Consider the following 15,256-nt stretch of genomic DNA (forward strand, 5'->3'; position numbering starts at 1 on the left):
GCGGTCCGAAAAGACCTGCGTCGATCGGATGCGAGTTCCAGTCGTGCGCGCTTATACGGGGCGTGCGCTTTCAAGTCAACGCACACAACGCAAAAACCGACGTTAAAGTGCCGTTCACGGGACAGTGAAGAACTGGCAAGGTGTCATAACTTGTCAGTGATCCAGCCTTTGCACACGAGAAATTCATGTACATCTGAAATCGTGGACAATGCCAAGGGGCGAGTGCAACGCAAATACGGGGCTTCTTCGTTATGACAATCGACAAGAATGTCGGCTTGAAAGAAACCGAGCGAACTATGGAAGTGACTGAAAAAACCTCCACTCAAGAGGGAAAGTCTGGCTCCTTTCTGAAAGCGTGGGGACCTCTCGCTCTTCTCGTCGCCGTTATGGGGTTCGGGTTTAGTCAAGGGTGGCACGAGGTCCTGTCTCTTTCCACGCTGATTCAGGAGCGGCAAAGCCTTATTTCCTCCGTGGAAAATAATTTTCTGCTCAGCCTTGGACTGTTCGCATGGATTTATGTCTGTGCAGTTGCTCTCAGTTTTCCTGGCGCGTCCCTTCTAACGATTTCGGGCGGCTTTTTGTTCGGCTGGATCGTTGGCGGGGCAGTCACAGTGCTTGCGGCCAGCCTTGGCGCGACAATTGTTTTCCTTATTGCTCGCTCGTCTTTTGGCGAATTTCTTACGCAGAAGGCTGGCCCATTTGTTGAGCGCCTGTCCGAAGGGTTTCGCTCCAATGCGTTCCACTATCTCTTGTTCCTGCGCCTGACGCCGGTTTTTCCATTCTGGTTGGTCAACATCGCGCCTGCCTTGTTCAAAGTGCCCTTGGGAACCTATGCTGTTTCAACTGCGCTGGGCATTCTGCCGGGAACGTTTGCCTTTGCCTTCATTGGCGCGGGTCTCGACAGCGTTATTGAGGCGCAGGAAGCAGCCAATCCCGGTTGCGCAGCAGATGGGACATGCTCGGTGGAGATCAGTGCATTGGTGACACCGGAATTGTTGGCCGCGTTTTTCGTTCTGGGAATCGCCAGTTTGATTCCGGTTGCAATCAAACGCCTTCGTTCCGCCTGATCCTGAACGCTTACTCCTGAAAACCGATGGGACCGAAAATGACAGTTCAACTGACGCCGGATATTTGTGTCATCGGGGCAGGCTCAGGTGGCCTTTCCGTTGCTGCTGCAGCCGCCGCTTTTAGTGTGGATGTGGTGCTGCTTGAAAGGGCGGAAATGGGCGGGGATTGCCTCAATACCGGCTGTGTACCCTCCAAATCCCTACTATCCGCCGCGAAAGCAGCCTATTCGGTTGGTCAGGCTGGAGCATTCGGAATTGATGCAAAGATAGACGGTATCAACTTTGCCAAGGCCAACGACCATGTTCATAACGTGATCGCAGCCATTGCCCCTCATGATTCCGTGGAGCGGTTCGAAGGGCTGGGTGTTCGGGTGATCAAGTCTCACGGTTCATTCGTCTCCGCCGACTGTGTCGTTACCGAAGGCTATGAGATCCGGGCGCGCCGATTTATTGTCGCAACTGGGTCAAAGGCTGCCGTGCCTCCGATAAAGGGTTTGGAGAGCGTCCCCTACCTGACCAATGAAACGATTTTCGATTTGCGCGAGGCTCCCGAGCACCTCCTCATCATCGGCGGTGGCCCTATTGGATTGGAAATGGCGCAGGCTCATAGGCGGCTTGGTAGCAAGGTCACGGTCGTCGAGGGGCAAAAAGCTCTTGGTCGAGATGATCCAGAACTGGCTGCAATCGTCCTGGATCAATTGCGCGGGGAAGGCATCACAATTGAAGAGCAGGCCACTGTTTCCGAGGTTGAGGCCGATGGCAGCGACATAACAGTGCGTTGGACGGGCAGTGACGGCACAGCTGGCGAGGTATCGGGTAGTCATCTTCTTTTGGCTGTTGGGCGCAGCCCAAATGTCGACGGTATGGGGCTGGCTGAGGCCGGGATCGAATATGATCGCAAAGGCATCAAGGTCGGGGCGGATCTGAGGACAAGCAACCGAAAAGTCTATGCAATCGGCGATGTGACGGGAGGTCTTCAGTTTACTCACGTGGCCGGTTATCATGCCTCACTTGTGGTGCGCTCTATCCTGTTTCGCCTTCCTGCCAAGGGAAACAGGGATGTCATTCCCTGGGTTACTTATACGTCCCCTGAATTGGGTCATGTGGGCTTGAGGGAACCAGATGCCAGACACCGCTATGGCGACAAGGTAAAGGTTCTGGAAGCTGCCTACTCTGGCAATGATCGGGCTCTCGCGGAGGCGCAGGGCAAAGGCAAGTTGAAACTGATTGTCGGCCCTAAGGGAAAGCTGCTGGGCGCTGATATCGTCGGTCCTCAGGCTGGGGAGATCATCAATCTCTTATCTCTGGCGATTTCTAAAAAGATGTCCATGAAGGACCTTGCTGGATTTATACCCCCGTATCCGACACTGGGTGAGCTGGTGCGCCGTGCTGCAATCACCTATTATGCTGATTTGCCGAAGAAAAACTGGCTCCGGCAAGTTCTTGCCCTGTTGCGCAAGTTTGGGTGAGACTGGCAATCGCCACAGCGATAACGGGAACGGCTGCGCATGAAGCATGAGAACCGACCGGACGAAACGGCACCAGAACAGCAAACGTCCAATGCAAATGCCATGAAGGCATTGAATGTGAAGACCAAGCCAATCAGCGGTTTGGGGGGGCTGTCAGGCAAGCTGCTGTTGTTGACTATCCTCTTTGTCATGCTTTCGGAAGTGTTCATTTATGTTCCCTCAGTGGCGAACTTCCGCAACACTTGGCTGATGGACCGGCTGACGACCGCAGGGGTGGCCGCGTCCGTCCTCACGCAGACCAATACGGTCGCGCCGAGATTTCAGGAGGAGTTGCTGGAAGCCACCGGCGCGGTCGCGATCTCCCTTGATCGGCAAAGCCAGCGCAGTCTGGTGGCGATGAAGGCGGTGCCGCTCAATATCGAATTTGAAGTCGATATGGGCAAGGTCACGCCGTGGAACGCGATCATGGAGAGTTTTCGCGTTCTGCTTTATCGCGGAGATGGTTTGATGCGTGTGATCGGCGCTGGCAAGATGGGCGATAGCGAGCGGGTAGATATCGTCATTCCCATATCTTTGCTGCAGAACGACATGTTGGCCTTTTCTGGCCGCATTCTCGCATTGTCGCTTTTTATCTCGATCCTCACGGCGTCACTCGTCTATATCAGCCTGAGAGCATTGTTCGTGAGGCCGCTGCAGCTGCTCACCGCCAACATGGAGCGCTTTTCCGAAGAACCTGAAGACCCGGAAAGAGTGCTGAAAGCCAGCGGGCGAAAGGACGAGCTGGGTGAGGCCGAAATGCGCTTGGCAGCCATGCAGCAGGTGCTGTCACGCAGTCTTGCTCAAAAACAGCGACTGGCCGACCTCGGACTGGCCGTATCCAAGATCAACCACGACCTTAGAAATCTCTTGGCATCCGCCCAGCTGTTTCTTGAGCGCATTGAAAATGTTCCGGACCCAACCGTCACCCGGTTGGCTCCAAAAATTCTGGCCACTCTGGACAGGGCAGTTGGCTACACACAGGCGGTTATGGCTTATGGAAAAGCACAGGAAGGCCCGCCTCAGCGGCGACTTATTAATTTGTCCAAGGTGGTCGAAGACGTCGCGGATGTGTTGGGCCTGTTCGAAGGGTCCGAGATTGAGTTCGTCAACGCTGTGGACCCGGGTCTGGAGTTGAATGCTGACCCGGATCAGCTGTTCCGCGTGATGATGAACCTTAGCCGAAATGCCGTGCAAGCCATGGAAGCAGATCGGAGCGACTTGGTGGTCAAACGCCTTGTCGTATCTGCTGAAGCTGACAAAGGTACCATGCTGATCCGGGTCTCAGATACTGGACCGGGCATTCCGGCCAATATCAAGGCGTCTCTCTTCAAAGCCTTTCACAGCGGATCAAAAAAAGGCGGGGTCGGGCTGGGACTGGCAATCGCTGCCGAATTGATCAAGGCTCACGGTGGTCAGATCCATCTGGAAGATGCCAAAAACGGGACGTGCTTCTGTCTGCAGCTCCCGCAAACCTGATTGACAACGCCAAGCTCCTCGTATTGGCGTACCGTCATTTGTGGAGAAGTGAAAATATAACAAAAACAATAGCTTGAGCAAAAATTGTGACGGTCGGGTGAAAAAAGTGGAATTTCCTCTTGCATTCAATCAGGGTCAGCTATAGAGGTAGCGCCCTGTTCAGGGGGTACACACAAACGCCCGCCGGAACAGACCCATCCGAAGCATCAACGTAGATGCAAAAACGGATCAAGCACCGGTAGCTCAGCTGGATAGAGCACCAGACTACGAATCTGGGGGTCGGGGGTTCGAATCCTCCCCGGTGCGCCACTAATTTCTTGATATATCTAACTTAATTTGAATGCGGAAAGCGCGCCGAAACTCGCTCTCCCGCTGTGTCGGCACCTGTAGCGCGCCATTTTGTTTGGCAAAAAACGTCATTTCGAATGGCAACCATTTTTGGCTATTTTTGTGCCCCCTTTTAGAAAGGTTTTAAAGCCGTCTTAAATGGCGTTGAGCCGTCCTCATGAATTCGAAATGATCCAGCCTGCGAAGTCCGCAAACCGGAACGCCTCAACAGCGGGTGCAATTTCAGCGGTGGAGACAGGACGTTGAACTCCTATCAGCCGCATTTCCTTCTCGGTGACCTCTGCCGGTGGTGCACCTGATTGCAGCTTATGGTGCCAAGTCAAACGGCTAAGGACGGTCCCCTCGTAACCTGCGGCCGAGACGCATTTGTCGAATACGATAATTGCCCCGCCTGGACGAAGTTTCTCCCTCAGTCTCGCCATGAGTTCTTGCCGTTCCGCAACGGGTAAAAACATCAGGGTCAGGAAAAGGATTGCTACGTCGAATGGCTGGTAGTCATAGGCCGTTGCATCGGCGGTGATTGCTTCTCCGGGGGCTTGGTAAGCCCGGATCATATCTGCACATTCATCCAGTGCTATGAGCCGCGCTTTGCGCTCCAATAATACCCCGTTGAGGTTTCGACCCATGTTCCCGGTCGAACATCCGATATCGTAGATCAAGCCACCCTTTGGGATGTAGTGCTTGGCAATCAGAACCGCCGCATCTGTCGCCAGTTCGTACCAGGGCAGTTGTTCGCGGACGTGCCGGTCAAATTCATCGTGAAAACCCTTGAAGGTCCAATCGCTCATAACTGGACCTCCAACCGTTTTTCAAACGCCTGGATTGCCTCGCAAACAAGACCCATGCGCCCGCCGGGATAAGGTAGGTCAAACTCAAATGACAAGGCATCGACGAGCGCCTTCCGGTCAATCTGCAGCGGCTTGGAACATATCGCCGTTACATTGTTGATGTGCACCCCGATCTCCACCGAGCCAAACCGTTGTTTAAACAAGCGTTCAAATTCACTTGGCTGAAAGAACTTCTGGATCTTCGGCGCATCGTTCAATTCAGAAACGGCGGTTCCCGGCTCATCCTTTAAGATAAATCGCGCACTGCGGGCCGCTGTTGTTCCTAAGCCAATACCAACCGAGCACTCCCGCCAATTAGGGTCTTTGCAGGATCTTGCAGCGGCATAAAGGACAGTTTCAGGTGAAGCCAGCGCTGCACATATGGTGACTATGTGATCGCGGTCGCCGGGAAAGGGTACAGAGTTCAAGACGCTGGCAAGGAAAATACTGGAATAGGTTTGGCCCTCAGCCACCGTTTTGAGGAACCTTCGAGCAGTACGGCGACCCGCCTTCACACAAGGTTTTTGACCATTTGACTTGTAAGGCTCGAAGGTTGTTACTTTCAGCCCGATCTTGCGCAGTATCTTTGCCTCGTCACCGTGCCCAGCTCCAAAGTCCAGAACGCGCGAGCCGTACAGGCTACGCATTCGGGCCGCTTCACGTCCGGGCGAGAAGTCCTTGCACCGCCCGGCACCCAGCGCAAATAGGAAACCGCTCCCGAGCGAAGTCCGTCTTTGGCGACTACGCCGATAGGCATTGGACCTAAGAATGTCGCGAAAGGGTTCCGAAAACTGAAAATCCATACTCAGCCGGTTAAGCGCAAACGCGACAAGATCAGGATCAATCGAACTATCCAGAACCACACAATCAATTTCCGCCTCTTGACGCGCCGAGGCATCCTGAAGGCGGCCTATGCCGTTGATCACTTCACCTTCAGCCGAGACAATGATGGGCATTTGAAAACCGTAGCTTGCCAGCTGCCGGGCTGCGTTAGCTGCATAGCGCTCGAACTTTTCAAAGTTCAACGTCAACAATTCCGGCACAGAGCGCCGTTCTGTGATCAGACACGGGTAGCGATTTTCAGTATCAGAAAGTGACGCCAGTTGTTTGAGCAAGTCAGCCGCGGAGATCCGGCTGTGATCGATATCTGTCAGGGCAAAATCATTTGTTGCCCTATTGAACGTCAGGTTCGCGCCAGCTGTGTCGCAACCGTTTTTCTGCCCAATCACAACAGGAACAAGCCAGCCAAGATCATCAGCGGCCGTTGACCGTTGATGTCCCGACAACAACATGCGTTCAGAAGTGGCATAGATAGGTAGGAGAAAGCCGAACTTTTGCAGAGAAAGGCGGATAAGTTCCAGGCGATCAGGATCTGTCTCGCGCGGATTACGAGTGTCCCCGTGAAGGGACGATGGGGCGACAAGTTCAATCAATTCCAAGCCTCCCCTTGATTTCTGCGATTACATCATCGCGTGCAAAGCCAACGCTTGCGTTGAGCTGCCGCTCCCAATCCTCGAACCGCTTGCGATCAACGAGGAAACTGTGCGGTCCAATCCGAATGGTGGCCATCGGAGCGGTGGAGCACACGTCATAGTCCTTTAAGGGCTGAGTTTTCTTGCCCATCTTTAAAGCCTTTCAGGGTGCGCTCGCTCGGGCGCTCTGGAAGGGGCTCAACCGGCCTCAAACTGTTCATCGTGCCACATCGTGGGCACTTGACCTCGACTGTGCCGCGAATGGCGGCGGGTTCTGACTTCATCAAAAGCTTGCGGCACCTGCCACATCGAATTTCCTGCATGACAACCGTCTGCCGACTCAGCCACACTGCACTTGCCCGCGCGGGCAGCGGGTGCGGCGGTTATCCTCATTTACTGTCGGGCGGGTTCACGTTTTGCGACACCAGATCCCGCCGTCCGGACTTTCGGGTCCGGACCACCCGTGTCTCTTTCTTAGTCCTCTGTTTTCCGCTTTGCCGGTCTGAAGCCAGAGGGAACAAATCCAACCGGCTCCGGCTCTCTCAAAAGCTCGCGGCCGTGAAGATCGAGCAAGCCGGTTCGCCTTGCTCCAAACTCGTCAAATTCACTTTCTTCTGGTTCCGGCACGTATTTTGTCACCTCATTCCACCTCAGGCGTTCTGATGGATCGAAGCGTTGCCCCCCGGTCCAGAAAGTGTTCAACGAGTTCGCTTGGCGTTACCGGGTTGGGCCAGCCTTTCCGGCCGCTCAGGCGAAAGGCGTACTCTGTCCGGCGCAAGAGATCGACGGCGAACTCCGAGCAGATCTTTCCCTTGCCTGCGAATTTGACACCCAGCCCGGCGCGGGCCGCGTCCGCATAGGAGTATTTTCGGCCAAAGACACTGATACCGTAGGTTTCAGCCTCGTCCGTCCAGTCAGCGCCCGTTGCGATATGATCGAATGGCAGGGTTTCAGAAACAGCCCTGAAGCCAACGCCAACACCTTCACGCGCTTCCATGACAAAGAGCCGATCCTTGAACCACCACGCAACACCGACGTGGCTCCAGGAACCGGCGGACACAATGCGAATAAAGAGAGATAAAAGGCTATCCGAACGCCACGCCAGCAAATCGCCAGAGCGGATACTTTCGCGAGCCGTTGCATAGTCAACCATCCATCTACTCCCTCATTTCACAAGAGGCCGATGTATCGAATGCCATGCCTTCAGCATCGAATGAGTGGGTGACAGATGTCGTGAGCCAGTCCCGGTCCGCTTCCGGGGATAAACCGGTCAAGGTGAGGTTCATCTGTTCAAGCAAATCCGGGTCGCCGCACTTGCACGTAATCTCGATCTGCCGCTCTTTCCGGTTAAGCTGCTTTGCCTTGGAACGCGCCGCCGCCGTTGCCGTTTTTTGATCTGGAAAGAGCTTGCGGTGTTCGTACCAAGGGTCACCCTTGTCGAGCTTTTCCTTCACGACAACCCGCTTGCCCTTGTCATGATCGCGGTAAGCGGTTTTCACCCCGGCGTAGTTGTTCCGAAAGTCCCGGCTCCAGTTCCAGGACTTCAAATCGTCACGGGTGAGCGCATGGGTCCGCAAGGCTCCCGAAAGATCAAGGGCGCTACCTCGTTCCAAAAACAGGATCTTGCCGTCCTCGTATTTTTCGATGGCATCGTGAAGGTCGGCAAGTTCCCCGACCATCTGCATCAGAGACTTTTCACCTCTGAAGAAATGGTCATAAGGAACGCTCTCAAAGGCCGGTGAGACAATGGCCTCAAAGCCAGCGCTTTTGGCTTCCGACTTCAATATCTGCCCGAGCGTTGTGTCCTTGTGTGTCTTGGTTGCCCGATGTTTGGCACTTGCCCTAAAATCAACGGAGGTGCCCCGGATTTCCAGAAACTCGCCGCTCTCTTCCTCAAAGCCGCCGCTGTAACCGTCGCAGATAAATGGACCAAAGCGCCGCTTGCGCCCTTCAACATAGCCGAGCGTCGCCCGGATCTTTGCCCCTTCACGCGGTCTTGGGAGCTGCGCAAAGGGGTCGGCAAGGCGAGCGGTGATCTTGTCCGGATCGCCGCCGCTGTTGAGAACAATATCCACTTTCAGAAGATGGGTTGTGACCAGATCGCTCGATGCGCCATCAAAGGTCAGCTCACAAAACGGCGTCATCGGTTAAACCCCGATTGCGGCACTGAGGGCTTAGGCGCGCTCCATTCGGGCAGGGTTATTGTCACCCCGGCCGGAAGGGTCAGGCCGAGATCCGCAAGGCCGGGATTGACCTCATAAATGGCCTCGCGGGCATCCTCGGTGCCGTAGGTCTCAAAGGCGATCAAGTCCACCATGTCGCCGTCGCGGGTCATGTAGTCCCTCATGCCAGTCTCCTAAAACAAGGTCTGCGCGAGACGGTTCAAGGCATTGCCAATGCCGCCGCCCATCAACGGGTTCGGGTTTTCTCGGCCGGAATATCTGGACACTTTGATGTCGTGCGCCCCTTCAAGGATTATTCCGCCTGGTCCGATTGTGTCCTGTGATAGACGGACGCTCAGAATTTTCACCTTGCCGAAGGTCTTTCCCGACCTTGAATAGAGCGGGACCGGCTGGCCTCTCATGGCCGTCTCGGCAATGGCTTCGGCCTCAGAAAACCCGCCAAAGGCTTGGTCGAAGATGGCCCCGGAGATGGTCACAGCAAGCGGATTTGCGCCGAAGAAGTGATCGACCTGACCGCCTCCGGCCGTGAAGTTTTCCTTCCAGCGCGCCTCATATTCGGTGACCAGCTTTTGGTAGTTGAGGCCGGAGACCGTGAAGTGATGCGGGCCAAGGCGCATAAGAATGTCCATCGCCTAGTTCCCTATAGTTTTAGCGCAAATTCCGAAAGACGTTCAAAACGGCCATCCAGAAACTCATTTGTTGGCCGAACCCAGCAAGTGCCCGTATGACAGTCCCGATAGATAACAACTGGTTCCCGATCTTCTTCACGTAACGCTACCGCCTGAACCCAATATTCGGTCCCGCGCTTTACGTGCTTCCAGTGGCTTTCGATACCAATGTCATGCCGGACGACAGCAAGGTTTCGGCGTGCTTCGATGATGTTAAATTCCGGCATGTTTGCTCCTAATCGATATCCCGCATGAGGGAGTTGTTTGCCGCCTTGATTGAACCTGTCGCCGCTTGCCCGGCTGCAACTGGCACCCCGTGAACGTGGGTGTGGTAGTGATTGGTTTGGCTCATGTGCTTGGACTGATCGACCGACTGCGGCACCTCAACGACCTTTGGTTCGCCGCCCGCCTGGTTGTGATTGGCTGCGGCCCGTTCAAGCGCGGCGATCAAGGCGGCCTGATTGGCAGATTGAACCTGTGCCGGACTTGGCACCCGTTCAAACTTTGAGGGCAATGGCAGGCGGTCACCTTTCGGCCCGGCACTGCTTTGTGCTGTCTGGGCTGCTTTGGGTTCATCGCGTTCGCTGCTGCCAAGAAGCGCAAAGCCGCCTATGGTGAACTTCTCCTGAAGGGCGGCGATCTTGCCGTCTAACCAGCTCTCCAGACTGCCCCAGGCGCTTTCCAGTCCGGCCCGGATTGCATCGACAATCATCGCCCCGAGATTTGCCAAAGCCTTAAATGTGTTCTCGATAGCCGAAACCACCGCCTCGCCAAATGCAGCGCCCAGCTCCTTGCCTGAGGCTTCAAAGGCGGCCTTTTCCTCACTGCTGAGTGTTTCGCGGGTGAACAGGTTGGAGAAGAAGTCGCTGACGGCTTCGCTTATGCTGTCCAGTGCCGGGCGCACCCATTCGAAGGAGAAAACTGACCGGAAGGCGGCTTTTGCCTTTTCAGCGTCAATCCCGAGCCGGTCTGCCCATCTTCCAACATCCGCCTCAAGAGCATCGAAATAGCCTTTGAAGATGTTTTTAAGGCCGTTTAACGCCGGTTCAAAAGCGGACAAAAGCCCGTCGGCAAAACCAGACACAAAGCTGGAAAAGCGGTCCCAATATTTCCAGAGGGCAAAGAGCGCACCGGCGATCAGGCCAATGATCAGGACAACGGGCCAGCCTGCCGCGACAATCGCAGCGAGCGCCGCACCGGCGGCAACCTTGAGGCCCGTCAAAAGCGGGCCGACCCAAGCAAGGCGAACAAGTGCCCAGCCCAATCGGCCAAGGGCGGCACCCATCTTTGCGACAAAACCAGCTGCAATGCCAACAGCTCTCAGCGCCTTCAGGAAGCCGAACAGGCTCGAACCGGCAAGGGCAAAGAGGAAGGATGCGACACGGGTCGCAACACCCAGCCCCAAAAGCCCGGCCGTTGCCTTGACGATATTGGCGACAAGCTCCGGGTGTGCTTCAGAAAACGCATTGAACCTGCGCACAAGGTCTGTGAGCTGATCGAGAATGTATTTGATCCCGCCGGAAAGCCCGCCGGTTGCCGTGGTCGCATTGTCCAGCTCGATAACAAAGGCTTTCCACTTCTCGACCACCGTATCCATGACACGGTTATAATCCTTGTCGATGACCCCATCGGCCTGAGCGGTCTCGTCGCGGATGCGCCGGTATTCTTCCAGCTGTGCGATAATCGGATTGAGGAATTGCTGGACCTGCATGTCGCCGTAGATGTCGCCGATGATGTGCTTGTTCTTCTCGGCAAGGTCATGCATGCGGATGAGCATGTATTCCATCGGGTCTTTGCCGTTCTCAACGGCCGTCGCGACTTCCTTTCGGATATCGATCCCGAGCTTCTTGAATTTCTTGACCGTCTCCGGACTGGTCATCTTGATCAGGAAGTTCATGAAGTTGTTGGCAGCCTGACTGGTATCGCCAGCGCCCTTGACCGCGATCTGCAAGGCAGACGCCATCTTGATCAGGGCGTCTTCCCCTTCCATGCCAAGATTGTAGGCCGCTGCCGTCAAGCCGGGAAAATGCCGGGCCATGTCCTTCAGCTCAAAACCACCGAGCTTTCCGGCCGCTGCCATTTTCTCAATGGCCGTGTCGATGCTGGAGACCGGGATCTTCAGATTGCTGATGGACGCATAGGCGGCGGCTGAAAGGTCTTCAATGGCCGCACCCGTTGCGGTTGCCGCCTTGCCAATAGTCTTGATTGATCCGCTCGCCTCGTCCTTGGAAAGGCCCTTAGCCATCAGGAAGTCGAGACCGCCGAGAAGATCGGTCGCCGTTTGATTGACCGCGCTCGCCGTCTTGCGCAGCTCGCTTTCGATCCCCTTCATCTGTGTGACGGTCATATCTGCCACGTTGCCGAAGTGGGCAAGCTGGTGTTCGAACTTCGCGGACTTTAAGACAGGCGCAATGACAATTGCCCCCATGGCGGCGGCATCCATGAGCCTTGTGCGGGCTGCATTCAGCTTGCGCTCATATTTGGCAACGTTCCTGTTGAGCTGTTCACCATCAAAGACCTGCCCAAAGGCCCGGTTAAGCCCTCCGCCCATGCGCCGCCCGGCCGCAGCTGCGCGGTCTGCCATCCGGTCAAGGTTCCGGCTGATGGTGTTTGCCGTAGAGGACGCCTGATCGATCAGGCGCAGAACCATGGAAAAGGAGAGCTTGCCGCTCATGGTCTAGTCCTCGTTCGGGGCGGTTTCGTTTGAACGGCGTAGGTGGTCATGGAAGGCACAGGCCCGGAGGAACTCCATGGCCTCCCAAGGGTCCGGCCCGCCGCCATAGCCTTGCATCAGGTCGGCGAGCATGTCGTCTGAATGGATTGCGAAGCTTAAGAGCCTTGCTCTTCGCTCGTTTCGTCCTTCACCATCCCGGCGATCATGGGTGCAACTTCTGTAAAAAAACCGACCACCTTGCCAGCAATGACCACGAGATCCTGCAAGGACAGGCGAGCTGCCTGATCCGGTTCAAGGCTGAGATAAGACCCAAGGGCTGCGTTAAAGGCGTCAAAGCGTTCCTGCCGGATCAGGTCACCAAGCAACTTGGCAAGAAGCGCCCGGTCGAACGAATTGTCCTCCGGCAGCTCTTCGTCTGCCTGTTCCTCATTTGGCTCAGCGTCCAGGTTGACGCGTCGTGCTTTGCCTGATGGTTCTTTTGCCGGAGTTGGATTTGCCTCGTCTCGGTCTGCGTTTTCCATGAGGGTGCGAATGGTGTCCGGACCAATGGCAAGCAGGAACTTTTGAATGTCCGCCAGTCGCGGCGCGCCAATCATGATACTGGCAATGACCTTGCCATCACCGGTCGGGATTGGATCTTTGAGATTTAGGCTTTCCATGATTTTGTCACCCTCGCTGCAGGAAGCGGTTGCGGTTCGCCCAAATTTGCTTGCCGTTGAGTATGAGTGAGTTCTTTTTCAGATCCCCCTCATCGATGAGCTTGTCGTTCTTGTATTTGCGGTAGCGCCGCAAATTGGTGACCTCATAGTCCCACTCAACGAGATCCTCGCGCTTGCGATCGGCTTCCTTGGCCGGATCAAGCTCGCCCTCGTAGTAATGGCGAATGCCGATCTCATTGGTCGGATCATCCTCATCGACCATGTATTCGGACCAACTCAATGCGATTGGCTCGCCAATCGGCAATTCATCAAAGCCGTTCGGGTAGGTCACGACCTTGAACTTGAAGGCCTTGAACTTGAAGCCGGTGATCGGGTTGGCGTTGAGAATTGAACCACCAGCGTGAAACTCCTTGCGCACCGGCTCAATGCCGCCCGGTGTGGTGGTTTGCAAGGTGCCGTAAAGATCCAGCGTTTCATTTACGACGAGGTTGAAATCGCGCGGTATTAGTCGAGACATGAAGGCCTCCCGTGAAGGTTATTGAGAAAAGGACCAATTTCCGGAGGCGGCCAAAATCGCAGCGACCGTACGTTTCAGGTAACGCGGCTGGCGCTTGTGCTCGATGTCGACCAAGGTGATCGGCGGCGGCGGGAAGCTGTCGTAACTCAATACAATTCTGCCGAGTTCCAGCGCCCTGTCCGAGTTCCGATCACCTTCAAAGCTGGCATGACCACCGACCAATTTTTGATCGTCGATCATATCCGAGAACAGCCCGTTCATGCGGTCAAGGACGGCCGTCACCTTGTCGGCGATGAGCGGTTCGGAAATCACCCGCCAGATATGGCGAGCCAAGGCTTCATTGACGATATCATCGACGCGAAGCTGGCAATAAAACCGCATTTCGCTATCGGTCGTTGCGGCATAGTCGCCCCATGTTCGCCAGCCGCCTTGATGGGAAATGATCGTATTGACCTGATTGGAAAGCAGGTAATTTGCCCGCGTGTCACTCTCGCTCATGTGGTGCGGCACAATCCGGTTGACGCCCAAAATGGCGAGCACCTTGTTGCCCCATGAGGCGTGGAAGCCGACTTCCTTGTCTGTCTGGACACCAGCGGCCGCGACATGAGCTTCTGCTGTCATCATGCCGCCAGCCGTTTTGACGAGCGGGTCAAAGATGATCATGCGCTCGTCGTCAAAGTCCTTTCGGAAGGTGATTGCGTCCTCGTCGGTCGTTCCCGGTCCGGAAGTGATGTGAACCGCACCAAGGCGCTTTGCGATCTGTCCTTGCGCGACGGCCACAGGGTTCGCTGCATTATCTACCCGGAACCCGGTCAGCGTCGGCGTCAGGATGATCTTCGGGCGATAATGGACATGGCCTTCGGCGGCTTCCAAAGCGTAAAGACCGGATTGTGCGGCCTCGTCGCCGCGCGCTTTTTCAAGTGTCGCATCCGGACTATCACCCGGCTCAAACAAATTGACTACGACGGCCGCACCGGACACGCTCTCAAAAAGAGCGTCGGTGTATTTACGGGCTGTGCCTGTCGTGCCGAGTTTCTCGCGCTTGTCCGTATCGGACTTGAACAGCATAAACGGCTCGTTGCGCGGCAGACTGGCGTCAGCGTCGTCAGAATAGACATTCATGCCGACCGTGGTGGTGTCGTAGATATCGATCGCACCAAGGCCGGAGCCCACGCGCTTGAAGCGTAAGCCCTGATGAAACTCGTCCGTTGCGGCCATGAGGCCCTCCCATCAATGAAACAAGGGATGTCTTCAGATGGGAGCAGGCTAAAAAGAAACCGGGCACGAAGGCCCGGTGACAGGTGCGAGGGAAACGAAGTCAGGCGTCAGATTACCGGATACTGCGGGAATGCGATCTCTTCCCCTTTAGCGGCTTGCGCCATTGCCGTTCGAATACAGCTTTCAGCCCATTCGGTACGAATGCCGACCTTGACCAGCTTCACAAGCATTGCCGTTGCATAGGCTTTGCGCTCGGTCTTGGTCTTGCCCTGAACCTTGCCCAACACCTCAGCATCGAGCGCATTGACCACCGAGGCGCAGGCTGAGTCGAAGTCCTTGCCCGCTGCAATAATCCCAAAGACCGTCGCTTCCAGACTTGGCACACCGGCTGCTACAAGTTTGGTGCGGTAGCTCTCTGCCCACTTGGCATCCTGCGCCTGCTTTTCGGCGCTATAGTGGGCGTAGATATGATCTGAGATCCGGGCACGCAGATGTGTCTCTTGCGCGGCGTTCGGAAATTGCTCTCGAAGTTCTTCAGCCTTTTCCACGATCTGATCATTGGAGGCATCGGCCCCAAGAATATCTCTTGCCTTGCCCTCGTAAGCTGCCGAGCCGTCTGGCATCAATGCAAAGTCCATG

Annotated in this window: 18 protein-coding genes and 1 tRNA gene; 4 read left to right on the forward strand and 15 right to left on the reverse strand. The window is 55.6% G+C overall.

All coding sequences use genetic code 11. The annotated features are described in order from the left end of the window. The first annotated feature begins 251 nt into the window (after positions 1–251). The 4 genes from TRICHSKD4_RS07910 (at position 252) to TRICHSKD4_RS07925 (ending at position 4,360) form a co-directional block, all read left to right on the forward strand. Complete coding sequence (locus TRICHSKD4_RS07910) at positions 252–1,067, forward strand: TVP38/TMEM64 family protein (RefSeq protein ID WP_009466978.1); 816 nt, start codon at positions 252–254, stop codon at positions 1,065–1,067. A gap of 38 nt (positions 1,068–1,105) precedes the next feature. Continuing rightward, entirely contained in the window at positions 1,106–2,536 is a 1,431-nt protein-coding gene (locus TRICHSKD4_RS07915; RefSeq protein WP_040616572.1) for an NAD(P)/FAD-dependent oxidoreductase, read from the forward strand. Between the two features lie 39 nt (positions 2,537–2,575). Beyond that, entirely contained in the window at positions 2,576–4,051 is a 1,476-nt protein-coding gene (locus TRICHSKD4_RS07920) for a HAMP domain-containing sensor histidine kinase (protein WP_009466980.1), read from the forward strand. 232 nt (positions 4,052–4,283) lie between these two features. Then, positions 4,284–4,360, forward strand: a tRNA-Arg gene (locus TRICHSKD4_RS07925). Positions 4,361–4,554: 194 nt separating this feature from the next. Here the strand turns inward: TRICHSKD4_RS07925 and TRICHSKD4_RS07930 are convergent. The 15 genes from TRICHSKD4_RS07930 to TRICHSKD4_RS07990 form a co-directional block, all read right to left on the reverse strand. Continuing rightward, positions 4,555–5,187, reverse strand: coding sequence for a trans-aconitate 2-methyltransferase (locus TRICHSKD4_RS07930; RefSeq protein ID WP_009466981.1), 633 nt, complete (start codon positions 5,185–5,187; stop codon positions 4,555–4,557). After that, positions 5,184–6,659 (reverse strand): ParB N-terminal domain-containing protein, encoded by a 1,476-nt coding sequence (locus TRICHSKD4_RS07935; RefSeq protein WP_009466982.1) that lies wholly within the window; start codon positions 6,657–6,659, stop codon positions 5,184–5,186. The genes TRICHSKD4_RS07930 and TRICHSKD4_RS07935 overlap by 4 nt, the downstream gene beginning before the upstream one ends. Beyond that, on the reverse strand, positions 6,652–6,849 hold the full coding sequence (locus TRICHSKD4_RS30175; protein ID WP_009466983.1) for a hypothetical protein: 198 nt from the start codon (positions 6,847–6,849) through the stop codon (positions 6,652–6,654). The genes TRICHSKD4_RS07935 and TRICHSKD4_RS30175 overlap by 8 nt, the downstream gene beginning before the upstream one ends. Then, entirely contained in the window at positions 6,815–7,021 is a 207-nt protein-coding gene (locus TRICHSKD4_RS32260; protein WP_009466984.1) for a Com family DNA-binding transcriptional regulator, read from the reverse strand. Before TRICHSKD4_RS32260 ends, TRICHSKD4_RS30175 begins: the two co-directional genes overlap by 35 nt. A gap of 151 nt (positions 7,022–7,172) precedes the next feature. Further along, positions 7,173–7,337, reverse strand: a complete 165-nt coding sequence (locus tag TRICHSKD4_RS29170; protein WP_009466985.1) for a hypothetical protein — start codon at positions 7,335–7,337, stop codon at positions 7,173–7,175. 1 nt (position 7,338) lies between these two features. Then, positions 7,339–7,851 (reverse strand): hypothetical protein, encoded by a 513-nt coding sequence (locus tag TRICHSKD4_RS07945; protein WP_009466986.1) that lies wholly within the window; start codon positions 7,849–7,851, stop codon positions 7,339–7,341. A 4-nt stretch (positions 7,852–7,855) separates the two neighbouring features. Next, positions 7,856–8,842, reverse strand: coding sequence for a phage late control D family protein (locus TRICHSKD4_RS07950; RefSeq protein ID WP_009466987.1), 987 nt, complete (start codon positions 8,840–8,842; stop codon positions 7,856–7,858). Further along, a complete protein-coding gene (locus TRICHSKD4_RS07955; RefSeq protein WP_009466988.1) occupies positions 8,839–9,045 on the reverse strand; it encodes a tail protein X in 207 nt (68 codons plus the stop codon). The genes TRICHSKD4_RS07950 and TRICHSKD4_RS07955 overlap by 4 nt, the downstream gene beginning before the upstream one ends. A gap of 9 nt (positions 9,046–9,054) precedes the next feature. Further along, positions 9,055–9,510 (reverse strand): phage tail protein, encoded by a 456-nt coding sequence (locus tag TRICHSKD4_RS07960; RefSeq protein ID WP_009466989.1) that lies wholly within the window; start codon positions 9,508–9,510, stop codon positions 9,055–9,057. An 11-nt stretch (positions 9,511–9,521) separates the two neighbouring features. After that, positions 9,522–9,776: a DUF1653 domain-containing protein gene (locus TRICHSKD4_RS07965; RefSeq protein WP_009466990.1), complete on the reverse strand. Its 255-nt coding sequence runs from the start codon at positions 9,774–9,776 to the stop codon at positions 9,522–9,524. Between the two features lie 8 nt (positions 9,777–9,784). Beyond that, positions 9,785–12,223 (reverse strand): phage tail tape measure protein, encoded by a 2,439-nt coding sequence (locus TRICHSKD4_RS07970; protein ID WP_009466991.1) that lies wholly within the window; start codon positions 12,221–12,223, stop codon positions 9,785–9,787. Positions 12,224–12,378: 155 nt separating this feature from the next. Beyond that, positions 12,379–12,882, reverse strand: coding sequence for a hypothetical protein (locus tag TRICHSKD4_RS07975; protein WP_009466993.1), 504 nt, complete (start codon positions 12,880–12,882; stop codon positions 12,379–12,381). A 7-nt stretch (positions 12,883–12,889) separates the two neighbouring features. Beyond that, complete coding sequence (locus tag TRICHSKD4_RS07980; protein WP_009466994.1) at positions 12,890–13,399, reverse strand: hypothetical protein; 510 nt, start codon at positions 13,397–13,399, stop codon at positions 12,890–12,892. A gap of 18 nt (positions 13,400–13,417) precedes the next feature. Then, complete coding sequence (locus TRICHSKD4_RS07985) at positions 13,418–14,617, reverse strand: tail sheath protein (RefSeq protein WP_009466995.1); 1,200 nt, start codon at positions 14,615–14,617, stop codon at positions 13,418–13,420. Between the two features lie 107 nt (positions 14,618–14,724). Continuing rightward, positions 14,725–15,255: a hypothetical protein gene (locus tag TRICHSKD4_RS07990; RefSeq protein ID WP_009466996.1), complete on the reverse strand. Its 531-nt coding sequence runs from the start codon at positions 15,253–15,255 to the stop codon at positions 14,725–14,727. Position 15,256 lies beyond the last annotated feature (1 nt).

It is taken from the genome of Roseibium sp. TrichSKD4 (genome assembly GCF_000148725.1).
Classification (GTDB): Bacteria; Pseudomonadota; Alphaproteobacteria; order Rhizobiales; family Stappiaceae; genus Roseibium.